A 12,164-nucleotide genomic window follows, 5' to 3' on the forward strand; every position below is an offset into this window, starting at 1 on the left:
GGTCACACCTCCCGATGCTCGCCGCCGGCCTTCGTGAACTCCTCGGCAACGTGACGGGCCAGATCGTCGGCCGTGGGGTGGTCCCAGGCGACGGTCGGTTCGAGGAAGAGACCGAACTCCTCCTCGATGTCCCCGTAGAGGCTGAGCGCCGCCACCGAGTCCAGCCCGTACTCCGCGAAGGGTGTGCGCGGGCCGATCTCCTCGGCGGGGCGCTGCAGATACTCGCTCAGCCGGGTGATCAGCCAGTTGCGGAAGTCGCGCTCGTCGAATTCGGCCACAGGCTTGGTCGACCAGGGACCCGGGGCTTCTCCCCCGGTGGAATGCAGCACCATCTGATGCTCCTCAACAACGTGTCTGCGGTCAGCCGGCGATCGGGGTGTCGTACAGGTCGTAACTGCGTGCTTCGTGATAACGGTTCAGGACCTCGTGGAGCAGCCGGTCGTCCCAGCCGTCCGGGAGCCCGGGCAGCGGATGGCCGAGCCGCTTCACCAGCCGGGTGAGCGCGGCGGCGAGCCAGGCGGGCGAGGCGAGGAACGGGTCGTCGTCCGGGTCCTGGTGCAGCCATACGCCGAGGCAGGCCGCACCGGCCAGCAGCAGCGTGTAGCGGTCCGCGATGGCGTACGCCTTGGGGCTTGCCAGGACGGTGCGGTCCTTCGGTGACATGTCCCGGCACTCGGCCTGGAGGCTGCGCAGCTCGTCCTCGAGCGCCGCGGCCAGGGCGGTGAGCGCCTCGGTGTACTCGCCGGCCCGGGAGCCGGCGGCGCCCGCGATGGTCTCCGCCGCGCCTTCCAGCGAGCCGACGAGCGGATCGCTTCCGGCGACCAGTACCAGCCGGGCCGGGTCGCGCGGCGGGAGTCCGTCGCGGACCCGGAACAGCCCCTCGGGTGCCGGCTTTCCGGAGAACCAGGCGGTGCGGGCGAGCCTCGGCAGCTGCGGGATGATCGTGGCCTGGCAGGCTGCGGTGCCCGCGTGACCGAGGCTGATCATGGGCAGATCGCGCACATGCTTCTGGAAGGCTCCGTAAGCCCCGTCGCGTACATAGAAGTTGGCGCCGAGGACGATGGACAGGTCGTAGGCGGTCTCGGTGAGCAGCTTGGGCAGCAGATACTTCACGGCGGCCGCGTAGACGCTGGTGGACTCCGGGACCAGATGTACGGCCCGGGTGGCGGTCAGTGCCAGGCAGTCGCTGATCAGCAGATCGGTGAAGGCGCCGACGATGGTGGCGCGGGCGTGCGGGATCTCCAGGACGGAGCGGTGGTAGAGCTTGCGGTCCAGTGCGAAGCCGACCGCGGTGCGCAGTGCCGTGTCACCGCCGCCGAGGATCATGGAAGGCAGCACGCTGCGGGTGATCTGGAAGGAGCGCAGGGCCAGTTCGACCCCGTCGCCGAGCTTGCCGACCAGCGCGTCGGCGGGCAGCGGGCAGTCGGTGAACTCCACGCCCGCGTTCTGGCAGCCGCGTACGCCGACGGTCTCGTACCGCGGCAGATAGCTGTAGCGGTCGGCGGGGACGGCGGCCTTGTCGACGAGGAGCACGGAGTGGCTGCGGCTGCCGACGGTCTCCTCGGTGCGGCTGAACAGCACCAGCGCTTCGGCCCGTTCGACGTTGTTGATGACGTGTTTGGCGCCGGACATCACAAAGCCGTCGTCGGTCGGCGTGGCCCGGAACTCATTGCGTACGAAGTCGTTGCCGTGCGCGAGTTCGTGGTACGCGATGGCCAGCCGACCGCCGCCGAGCAGCAGATCGGCGACCTTCCGCTGCTGTTCGGGGGTGCCGGCCGCCCAGACCGCGATCGCCGCGAGGAAGGTGGTGGCGCCGTAGCCGAGTCCCAGGCTGGCGTCCCTGCGGAAGACTCCGCGCAGCACCCGGCCGAGCGTGTCGATCCGCTCCAGCCGGCCGCCGAGCTCCGTCGGTACGAATTCGGCGTTGAGCCGGAACTCCGCCAGGGCCTGCTCGGCCTCGGCGAGCAGTTCGCCGCGCTCGTCGGCGGCGAGCAGCGCGGCCAGGCCGAGCGGGTTGCCGGGATCTCCGGGGTCGCCGAGGCACCTCTCCAGGTGGGCGACGCGCTGCTGGATGAGAACTTCTTCCGCGTTCGGAGTCAGCATGGCGGTCCTTCTGCGATACGGCCTGGCAGCAGCGAGAAGAGGTCTCCGGCTTCGTACTGCGCGGTCAGCCGGCCGAGCAACCGCTCGAACAGCGACTCCAGCCCGGCGTCGTAGGCCGCGGGCCGCCGTGGCTGCGGGCCCGTAATCCCTGGGACCGCCTGCTCGAGCCGGTCCATGAGCCGGGCCAGTACGGCTTCGAGCCAGAGGCCCGACGTCCACAGCCCGGCGGTGCGCACCTCGCGTGCGAGGCGCCGGTTGTGATGCCATACGCCGAGGCAGCAGGCGGCGGCGAAGCAGATGCTGTAGCCGCGCGCCAGGTCGAAGCTCTCGACCGGTGCGCCGCCGGGCACGGGGCGTGCGGCCCGCATCCTGGTGTGCAGTTCGGCCGCCGCCCGCGCCAGCGTGTGGGCGAGCGCGGCGGCCGGGCCGAGCTCGGGCTCCCGGGACGCCTGCGCGCCGAGCACCTCCGCGGTCTTCGGCAGCGATCCGAGTACGGTGCTGCCGCGCCGCGCGAGCAGGCTGAGCCGGCCGGGGCGCAGCCCGTGCAGCTCGCGGGCGTGGCAGAAGGTGGCGGCGACGGTGTCCGGGTCGCGGTCGTGGACGGGGTGGCGGCGGGCCAGGGTGCGGAACTGGGCGGTGAGGGCATAGAGGTTGACCATGGTGTTGCCGTCGAAGATTCCGACGATGCGGTGGTCGCGCTCCAGCTTCTGGAATCGGCCGTGTGCGTAGTAGTCGGTGAGGAAGGCGCGTGCGCCGAGCACCCCGCGCAGCCGGTTCAGGATGTCGTCGGCCACGGTCGGCACCAGATACTTGGCCACCGCGGAGGTGACGCTGAGTTCGTCGGTCAGAGTGTGGATGGAACGTGCGGCGACAGTGCTCAGGGCTTCCATCGCGAGCAGATCGGCGTAGGTCTCGGCCAGGGTCCGGCGGGCCGCGGGGAGGTCGAGCAGCTTACGTCCGTACAGCTCGCGCTCGGCGGCGAAACCGTAGGCGACACGCAGTCCGTGGTCGGCCGCGCCGAGCGAGAGTGCGGTGCACAGCGAACGGGTGATCTGCAGGGCCTTGAGTACGGTCTCGGGGCCTTCGCCCTCGCGGCCGACCAGGCCGCAGGCGTCGACGGGCGCCCGGTCGAAGGCGATGCCGCTGATGTCCGCGCCGCGGATACCGAGGGTGTGCACTTTCGGCAGGGTGCGGTAGGTGTGGTCCGGCAGTTCGTCCTTGTCGACGAGCAGCAGGCTGAAGCCGCGCGGGCCGCCCTCGGCGGCGGTGCGGGCGAGGAGGCAGACGAGCCGGCCCCGGGTGGCGTTGTTGATGAGCCACTTCTCGCCGCTGATGAGGTAGCCGCCGTCGGTGTGTTCCGCGACGACCTCGCCGGCCATCAGATCGCTGCCGTGGGTGCGTTCGGTGAGTCCGAGGGAGACCGGTTCACCGGCTCGTACCAGGGAGGCGAGGCGTTCGGCTCCGGCGCGGTCCTCGGCGACCCAGACGCAGACGGCGCCGAGGAACGTCTTGCCGTGTCCGATGGCGGTGGTCAGATCGCGGCGGGCGATGGTGCGCACGATTTCGAGCAGTTGCGGGCAGCCGGTGAGCGAACCGCCGTACTCCGCGGGGATGTAGTAGTGGTGGACGCCGAGGGCGCTCAGCAGTTCGCAGGCGGCCGCCGGGAACTCCTCGGCGGCGTCGTCGCCGGCGGCGCGGGCGTAGGAGAGCGGACCCGCGGCGTTGGGGTCGCCGAGCCGCCGGTCCAGCTGTTCCGCGAGCTGCCAGCGCAGGCCGGGGGCCGTGTCGGATTCCGCGGCGTCCACGGCGGCCGAAGCATCCGCGGCGGCCGCGGGGTCCTCGGTCCGTACCGCCTCGGCGGCCAAGGCGTCCTCGGTCCGTACGGCCTCGGTCCGTACCGCCTCCGCCGGTTCGGTGATCGCCGTCATCCGCCGGTCCCGTCGGAGCCGTCCTGGCCGCCGCTCACCGAGACCAGCTCGCGGACCTCCGGGTGCAGCACTTCGTGCAGCGGCTGGATCCGTCCGTCGAGGAACAGCTGCCGCATGGCGGTGCGCTGGAGTTTCCCGCTGGTGGTGCGGCGTACGGTGCCGGGGCGGACCAGCAGTACGTTCTCGGCCGCGACCTCGAACTCCTTGGACACACACATCCGTACCGCGGCGGAGAGCGAGGCCAGTTCGGCCTCGAAGCCGGAACCGGTGCGCACCTCCTGGACGACGACGACATGGTCCCGGTCGGACTCGACGGCGAAGGCGGCGCTGGAGCCGAAGAGGGCGCTCACTCGCTGGACGCTGCGCTCGATGTCCTGCGGGTAGAGGTTGCGGCCCGCCACGATCATGATGTCCTTCATCCGCCCGGTGATGTAGAGCTCTTCGCCGACCATGGCGCCGAGGTCTCCGGTGCGCAGATAGCCCTCGTCGCCGTCCTCGGTGGTGGCCTTGAAGGCGTGGGCGTTCTCCAGCGGGCGGTTCCAGTAGCCGCGGGCGACGCTCTCGCCGCGCAACCAGACCTCGCCCACCTCGCCGCCGGGCAGCTTTCTGCAGTTCGCGGGGTCGACTATGGCCACCTCGCACTGCTGCGGCCTGCCCGAGCTGACCAGTGTCCTGGCCGGCCGGCCTGCCGGGGCGGGACTCAGCCGGTGGTGTTCGAGGTCGACGGCGTCCACGATCAGGGAGTTGGCCCTTCGCCCGGGTTCCCCACCTGTGACCAGCAGGGTGGACTCGGCGAGTCCGTAGCAGGGGTAGAAGGCCTCCTTGCGGAAGCCGGCGGGTGCGAAGCGCTCGGCGAAGGCCTCCATGGTCTCGGCCCGCACCGGCTCCGCGCCGTTGACGGCCGTCTCCCAGCGGGAGAGGTCGAGTTGCTCGATCTGGTCGTCCTTGATGCGGCGCAGGCACAGGTCGTACGCCAGGTTGGGACCGCCGCCGGTGGTGATGCCGAACTGGTCCACCATCTGCAGCCAGCGCAGCGGGCGCTTCACAAAGGTCATCGGCGGCATCAGCACTCCGGCGCCGCCGAGCCACAAAGGGTGCAGCAGATGCCCGACGAGTCCCATGTCGTGGTGGAACGGCAGCCAGCCGCCCACCCGGGAGTCACGGGTCGTGCGCATTGCCTGCTGGATGGCGCGCTGATTGGCGAGCAGATTGCGGTGGGTGACCATGACGCCCTTGGGATCGCTCACCGATCCCGAGGTGTACTGCAGGAACGCCACATCGTCGGGGTACAGGCCGGGCTCCTGCCAGGCGCCCGGGTCGCCGACCTCCGCGCGGTCGGTGGCCAGGCACGCGACCTCGGGGTGGCCGATGTTGGCCAGCAGCTGGGAGACGGTCGACGCCATCGCGGCGTCGGTCAGGATGTAGCTGACGGAGGCGTCGCGGACGATGTTGGCAACCCGTTCGACGTTCTGCCGCGATCCGACGGGCGCCGGTGCGGGCACGGCCACGGCCCCGGCGTAGAGACAGCCGAGGAAGCTGCTCATGAATTCCCGTACGCCGCTCTGGAGGATGAGCACCCGGTGGCCGTGCGATCCGTGTTCCTGGAGCCAGGAGGCCAGCCGTTTCGCTTTTTCATCGAGCTCGCCATAGCTGAGCACATCGGATTCCAGCTCTCCCTGCTGATTCGCGCGGACGCAGAAATAGGCCTCCTGGCGCGCGAGTTCCGATGCTCTGTGCAACGCGAGTTCGGTGAAGTTCCGGTGTGCAGCCATTTTTTCCCCCAGAGCCGCGTACTTATGGCCAGAGCTTGGGAAATGCGTCTCAAGACCGCCTTGAAGGCGGCTCGATCTGATCGAAAAGACTGAGATATTCCTGGCTGTCTTCTCGGGGGAAACTGTCTCGCGGCATGATTTCCTCATGGTTGACGCCCGGGATCCACACCCAGTACATCCCGTAGGCGATCAGTGCCCGGCCCATCGGACGCAGCACATTGACGAGGACGAAACTTCTTAATGACGACATGGCCACTCTCCTCTGCGGAAATGCAAGTGCCGTACGACCATGCGCCGGGCCGGTCGACTCTCGCTCTAGGCGCGGGCCGCGGACCTGCGTTCAGGACAGTCGCAGAGCCGTGTCGATCAGCGGCACATGGCTGAAGGCCTGGGGGAAGTTCCCCACCAGCCGGCCGCGCCGGGTGTCCCACTCCTCGGCCAGCAGACCGAGATCCGTACGCAGCGCCAGCAGCCGTTCGAACAGTTGGCGTGCCTCGGACCTGCGGCCGATCAGCGCCAGATCGTGCGCGAGCCAGAAGGAGCAGGCCAGGAAGACGCCTTCGCCGCCGGGCAGTCCGTCTCCGCCGAGCGTCTCCGAACCGCCCCCGGGCACCGGATAGCGGCGTACGAAGCCGTCGTCGCACAGCTCCCGCTGCACGGCTTCGATGGTGCCGACCACACGCGGGTCGTCGGGCGGCAGAAAGCCCATCTGCGGGATGAGCAGTAGCGAAGCGTCCAGTTCGCTGGAGCCGTAGTACTGCGTGAAGGTGTTGCGCTCGGGGTCGTAGCCGTGGGCGCAGACGTCGCGGTGTATCTCGTCGCGCAGCGCTCGCCAGCGCTGCACCGGGCTCTCCAGCGGCAGTCTCGACAGTCTGCGTACGGTGCGGTCCGCGGCGACCCAGGTCATCACCTTGGAGTGGACGAAGTCGCGGCGTGGGCCGCGCACTTCCCAGATGCCCTCGTCCGGCTCCCGCCAGTTGGACTCGAGGTGGTTCATCAGCTTCATCTGGAGGATGTGGGTGCTGTCGTCGCGGGAGAGTCCCGAGGTCTGGCCCAGCCAGAGGGCGTCCACGACCTCGCCGTACACATCGAGCTGGAGCTGGTTGGCGGCACCGTTGCCGATGCGAACCGGTCCTGACTTCTCGTAGCCGGGCAGCCAAGGGAGTTCGGCCTCCGGCAGTTCGCGCTCCCCCGCGACTCCGTACATGATCTGGAGGTTCTGCGCGTCCCCGGCCACGGCCCGCAGCAGCCACTCCCGCCACCGGCGGGCCTCCTCGCGGTAGCCGGTGCGCAGCAGTGCGGTGAGGGTCATGGCGGCGTCGCGCAGCCAGGCGTAGCGGTAGTCCCAGTTGCGTACGCCGCCGATCTCCTCGGGCAGGGAGGTGGTGGGCGCGGCGACGATTCCGCCGGTCGGGGCGTAGGTGAGCGCCTTGAGGGTGATCAGCGAGCGGACCACGGCCTCGCGCCAGGGTCCCGAGTAGCTGCACTGGCCGGTCCAGTGGGACCAGAAGTTCTCGGTGTCGGTGAGGAGTTGGGCGGCGTCGGGCCGGGGCGGCGCGTCGCCGTGGGAGGGCTGCCAGCTCAGGGTGAGGGTGACGCGCTCGCCCGCGCCGACGCTGAAGGCGGCGTGGGTGGTCAGATCGCTGCCGTAGGTGCCGACGTCCGCGTCGAGCCAGAGCGCGTCCGGGCCGGCGACGGCGACGAGCCGGTCCCGGCCGCCGGGTCCGTGCTCGCGCTGCACCCACGGGACGATCCGGCCGTAGCTGAAGCGCATCCGCAGTGCGGAACTCATGCGGACCCGGCCTGAGACGCCCTCCACTATTCGTACGAGACACGGTGCGGCATCCGGCCTACCGCGGCCCGCGCCCCTGGGCGGCATGAAGTCAATCAGCCGAACCGTTCCTTCCGGGGTGTCCCACTCCGATTCCAGGACAAGTGAGTCACCGCGGTAGCGGCGGCGGGTGGCGGTGCCCGCGGCGTCGGCGGGCCCCGCGGGCGCCAGCCGCCAGAAGCCGTGGTCCTCGGTGCCGAGCAGCCCGGCGAAGACCGCGGGCGAGTCGAAGCGCGGCAGACAGAACCAGTCGACCGATCCGTCCCTGGCGATCAGGGCGGCGGTCTGCATGTCCCCGATCAGTGCATAGTCCTCGATGAGCGCAGCCACACGAACTCCCGGAACACCGTCGCAGCCGTCTTCCGGAGGCGGACCCCCGTCTCCCCCGCGGAACGCAGGGGATTCGGGCACGTTACGCGTGACACCTCAAGTCTCGGCTGGCCGCCGACATCAGCGCTGGGGAGCGGGGAATGCCACCGGGCTGCGCAGCCCGGCCCGGTTCACGGCGCGGACGCCGAAGAAGACGTTGTCCTTGGAGAGATCGACCGTGTGGCTGGTCGTGTCACCGGCCGGGACGACATGGGTCCACTCGGGCGCGGTGGTTTCGCGCCACACCACTTCGTAGCCGGCGAGATCGGCTTCGCTGCCGCGCTGCCACACCAGCTCGGTCGCGTTGGTCAGCGCGCTGGTGAGGATCTTCGCTCCCTTGGGGGTGCCGGGCGCCTGGGCGAGGGTCCACAGGGCGGCGCCGTTGACCTTGGCCACGCGCGCGATGTAGCCGAAGTCGCAGAACTCCGGCAGATCGCCGTACTGCTTGCCGTCGACCACCTTCACATCCTGGTGCTGGTGCGCGAAGTCCTCGGCGGGTTCGGTGAACCGGGCGGCGGGAAAGCCGCGTTCGAGGTAGGGGATGTGGTCGCCGCCGCGCAGATAGCGGTCGCGGCGGTAGACGACGCGGACGTGCATACCGGTGGCGTCGTTGTCGGCCACATCGCGTACGAAGCGGGCGAGCTGGCGGGACGGGGAGTCGTTCTCGCCGCCCACCGAGCGGCGGGTCGCGGCCTCTTCGGGGGTCTCGGAGGTGGGGACTCCCTCGGCGAACAGCCGGATGGTGTACGGATCCCGGGCCCCGTCGTCGGCCGTGGGGCTGCCCACGATGTCGTCGGTGAACATGCCCTGGAGGTCCACGCCGGCCGTCTTGAAGGTCCGCGCCATGTGGGCCGCGCCGAACAGGCCCTGCTCCTCGCCGGCGACGGCCGCGAAGACGATGGTCGCGGCGGGGCGGCGGGTGGCCATGACCCGGGCGAGCTCCATGGCGACGGCGACCCCGGAGGCGTCGTCGTCGGCGCCGGGCGCGTCGCTGGTTGCGTCCATGACGTCGGTGGCGCGTGAGTCGTAGTGCCCGGAGACGACATAGACACGGTCGGGGTCGGCGGAGCCGCGCAGGGTCGCGACGATGTTGGTGATACGGGTCGCCACGGGGATGCGCGGCACCGGTTCCTGGATGTACGACTGCAGCTCGACCGTCATCCGGCCGCCGCTGCCGATGGCGCACCGCTTCAGCTCGGCGAGGATCCAGTCGCGGGCCGCGCCGATCCCGCGCTTCGGGTCGTCCTGGCTGGAGAGGGTGTGCCGGGTGCCGAAGGAGGCGAGCTTGCGCACCGTCGCCTCGATACGGTCCCGGTCGATCTCCCGCAGGAGCGCGCGCAGTTCGCGGGAGGGGAGCTGGGCGGTGGCGGGGCGGTCCCGGTCGGGGGTGCGCGCCGCGGCGGCCGCGGGCGGTGCGCCGACGCCGGTCAGCGCCGCGCCGAGCGCGGCGGTTCCGGCTGCGGCCGACAGAACCGTTCTCCGGCCGGTGCCAAGGGGGTTGGTGGGGCCGCCTGCGTTTCCTGAGGTCTGCTGCGACATGAGCTCATCGTCATGGACGCGCCAACCACTGACAAGGGTGAGGGGACCGCTGCCGCCGGCGTCGGCCCCGGCTCGGCCCCCGGTCCCGGCTCAACCGCTGGAGACGGCCCTCAGATGAGATTTGCCCCGCCGCAGCACCGGTTCGGCTACGCGCGTTTCGCGCAGTACCAGCGTCATCCTGGTGAACCCCCGGCCCTGAAGGCTCGCGGGGGTCTCGTCGACGATCCGGCACTCGGTGCGTCCCCGGCGGGGATCGGGGTGATGGAGCGGCCGCAGGGCGCCATCGTGATGGACGGCGGCAGCGCCCGCGGCGCGCATCCAGTGCGGAAGACCGCACCGGTAGGCGGCGTCCATGATCGGGTCCTCGGCGATGTCGTGACGAATGGCCTGAAGGACTCGGTCCTGGTCGTCGCTCTCCAGGGCGGACTCCAACTGCGCCAGCAATGGCAGGCACCAGCTCGTCTCGCGGTCGGCGAGCACCGTGCCCGCGTCCGGGTGGAAGAGCACGAACCGGAGGAAGTTCTGGTCCGGCATGGCCGTGGGGTGCGGCCCGATGCCGCGGAAGAGCGCGTCGAAGGCCGGGTTGGCGTGCGCCACCTCCCAGCGCCGGTCGAAGAGCACGGAGGGCAGCGGCACGGCGTCCATCATCACGGCGTAGTCCCGCAGATAGGCCCGTGTCTCGGGGTCGGAACTCTCCGCGGGATCAGCCCGATCGGCAGGACCGGACGGGCTCGCGGGCAACGACGGGGACACAGGGATGTACGGACGTACGGGCCCGGACGGAAACGCGGGACCGGACGGACGCGCGGGCCCCAGCACAGGCGCCGGAACGGACGCCCCGACAGGCGTCTTCCAGGGCGGCGGCGGATCACGGTCGACAGCGAGGCGGAAGAGCCATCCTCCCTGCTGATCGCTCATCTCGAGAGCCTTGACCAGGGCACAGAGCGTCTCGTCGGTCCACTCCTGGGCGGGTGTCCGCTCCCAGCTGCCGTACGCGCCCGTGCTGATCTCGAGCCGCGCGGCGACGTCCTCCACGCTCAGGCCGAGCTCCTCCCGGCGCCGCCGGAGGACGTCGGTGACCCGCCTCGCCCGCACCGCGCCACGGCCCGTTCCGGCACACCCTCGGCGCCCTTGGACACCAGGCCGTTCCACGCCTGCCTCATGTGTCATCGAGAACGCCACCCTTCTCGAAGTCCCGCTGCGGCAGGGCCATTTGGATCATCATCACCGCGTGGCGATCCTGCTACCGCAACAACGACCATGTCAACTATCGTGGCATTGCCCGCCATTGACCGCTCAATTCGCGCCACAGCTGTGGCAAGACCTGGCTACGCTCTTCCGAAACGGATAATCTCCCGGCAGCGCCACTGTATGCGGGGCTGCCTCGCGTGATCTAGGAGACCTACTGGTGACAGACGGCTTCTCGGTTCCGGGTTCGACGGCCACAGTCCCCCTGACGGCATCCGTTGCCCGTGTCGCCGAGCTCGCGGACAAGCTCGGGCTGCCCCACGGCGAGGTATTCGACATCCATCAGCTCTCCGAGGCCTCGGGCGTCCCCGCCGACGTCGTCGGCGCCCTGCTCGCCGGGCACCGGGCCGGCGAACCCGACCTCCAGGCACGCTTTCTGCAGCGCTTCGATCTGTTGCGCAGAACACGGCTGAAGCCCAACGGCCGCCGCTACACCCAGCAGGAGATCGCCGACGGCGCGGGCATGTCACGACAGCAGGCGGGGGCCCTCATCAACGGCGACCGCCGGCCGACCATGGAACACTGCGACGCGATCCAGCGGTTCTTCAAGGTCCACGCCGGATTCCTGACCGCCGAGGACGCCGACGCACTCGACGGCGCCCTGCAGCGCACCGAGCAGACCCTGCTGCAGGACTTCGCCGGTGACGGCGATCCGCTGGAGCGTCTGCTGCAGGACCACGGGGTACGGGGCATCGCCTGGCGTGCGGCCCAACTCCCCACCGACAAACACCGGGACAAGGTCACCGAGTGGCTCGACATGCTCCTGGAGAGCGTCAAGCCGACGGAGTCCTGAAATGAACTCTGCGCCGACGGGAGAACGGTGAGCATAGGCAAAGAGATGCGGCGGTTGTGCGGCGAGCTCATGGCCGGAATCGATCTGCCCGTCCCTGCGGAACCGGCAGATCTCTATGCGGCGCTGTGCAAGAAGATGGGCAGCCGCCGGGGCCGGCCGGTCCAGTTCCGCGTGGCTTCGTTCCCGCCGGGAACCGCCAGCGGACTGTGGCTCGACATGGCCGACCAGGACCTGATCGTCATTGAGGAACGTACCGCTCCCGACCACCAACTGGTGATCCTCGGACATGAGTTGTGGCATATGCAGGCCGGTCACTGCAGCCACCATGTCGAAGGCGCGGCCGTCGCGGCGCGGCTGCTGACGGACGGCGCCGATCTGCAGGACACCGTGCTCAAGGTCGCCGCCCGTACGCGCTTCGACGCGGCCGAGGAGAACGAGGCGGAGACCTTCGGACTGCTGCTGAGCACCAAATGCCGTTCCTGGCTGGCAGGTTCGCACACACGCGGCCGCGTTCCCGGCCGGGATGCGATCGAAGGCCGGATCGAAGCGTCGCTGGGATACCGAAAACCGCAGGGCTGATG

At 70.1% G+C, this 12,164-nt stretch carries 10 protein-coding genes; 2 read left to right on the forward strand and 8 right to left on the reverse strand.

The window, feature by feature from the left end; translation table 11 throughout:
* Window positions 1-2 precede the first annotated feature (2 nt).
* From ACFWDI_RS24370 to ACFWDI_RS24405, 8 genes are all read right to left on the reverse strand, one after another.
* The gene (locus ACFWDI_RS24370; protein WP_327327128.1) at window positions 3-332 is read right to left on the reverse strand and encodes an acyl carrier protein; all 330 of its coding nucleotides are present in this window, start codon (window positions 330-332) and stop codon (window positions 3-5) included.
* A gap of 28 nt (window positions 333-360) precedes the next feature.
* Window positions 361-2,103 (reverse strand): acyl-CoA dehydrogenase, encoded by a 1,743-nt coding sequence (locus ACFWDI_RS24375; RefSeq protein ID WP_385306795.1) that lies wholly within the window; start codon window positions 2,101-2,103, stop codon window positions 361-363.
* Window positions 2,097-4,031, reverse strand: a complete 1,935-nt coding sequence (locus ACFWDI_RS24380) for an acyl-CoA dehydrogenase family protein (RefSeq protein ID WP_385306797.1) — start codon at window positions 4,029-4,031, stop codon at window positions 2,097-2,099. The genes ACFWDI_RS24375 and ACFWDI_RS24380 overlap by 7 nt, the downstream gene beginning before the upstream one ends.
* On the reverse strand, window positions 4,028-5,803 hold the full coding sequence (locus ACFWDI_RS24385; RefSeq protein WP_385306798.1) for a fatty acyl-AMP ligase: 1,776 nt from the start codon (window positions 5,801-5,803) through the stop codon (window positions 4,028-4,030). Before ACFWDI_RS24385 ends, ACFWDI_RS24380 begins: the two co-directional genes overlap by 4 nt.
* Window positions 5,804-5,852: 49 nt before the next feature.
* The gene (locus ACFWDI_RS24390; RefSeq protein ID WP_385306799.1) at window positions 5,853-6,053 is read right to left on the reverse strand and encodes a hypothetical protein; all 201 of its coding nucleotides are present in this window, start codon (window positions 6,051-6,053) and stop codon (window positions 5,853-5,855) included.
* A gap of 90 nt (window positions 6,054-6,143) precedes the next feature.
* Window positions 6,144-7,964: a glycoside hydrolase family 15 protein gene (locus ACFWDI_RS24395; RefSeq protein WP_385306800.1), complete on the reverse strand. Its 1,821-nt coding sequence runs from the start codon at window positions 7,962-7,964 to the stop codon at window positions 6,144-6,146.
* Between the two features lie 120 nt (window positions 7,965-8,084).
* The gene (locus ACFWDI_RS24400; RefSeq protein ID WP_385306801.1) at window positions 8,085-9,542 is read right to left on the reverse strand and encodes a M20/M25/M40 family metallo-hydrolase; all 1,458 of its coding nucleotides are present in this window, start codon (window positions 9,540-9,542) and stop codon (window positions 8,085-8,087) included.
* 90 nt (window positions 9,543-9,632) lie between these two features.
* A complete protein-coding gene (locus ACFWDI_RS24405; protein WP_385306803.1) occupies window positions 9,633-10,712 on the reverse strand; it encodes a helix-turn-helix domain-containing protein in 1,080 nt (359 codons plus the stop codon).
* Between the two features lie 238 nt (window positions 10,713-10,950).
* Here ACFWDI_RS24405 and ACFWDI_RS24410 point away from each other — a divergent pair, with 238 nt between their 5' ends.
* Window positions 10,951-11,583: a helix-turn-helix domain-containing protein gene (locus ACFWDI_RS24410; protein ID WP_385306805.1), complete on the forward strand. Its 633-nt coding sequence runs from the start codon at window positions 10,951-10,953 to the stop codon at window positions 11,581-11,583.
* Window positions 11,584-11,628: 45 nt separating this feature from the next.
* On the forward strand, window positions 11,629-12,162 hold the full coding sequence (locus tag ACFWDI_RS24415) for a toxin-antitoxin system, toxin component (RefSeq protein WP_327328562.1): 534 nt from the start codon (window positions 11,629-11,631) through the stop codon (window positions 12,160-12,162).
* The last annotated feature ends 2 nt before the right edge of the window (window positions 12,163-12,164 follow it).

Origin of the sequence: Streptomyces sp. NPDC060064 (assembly GCF_042736455.1) — a bacterium.
Lineage (GTDB): Bacteria > Actinomycetota > Actinomycetes > Streptomycetales > Streptomycetaceae > Streptomyces.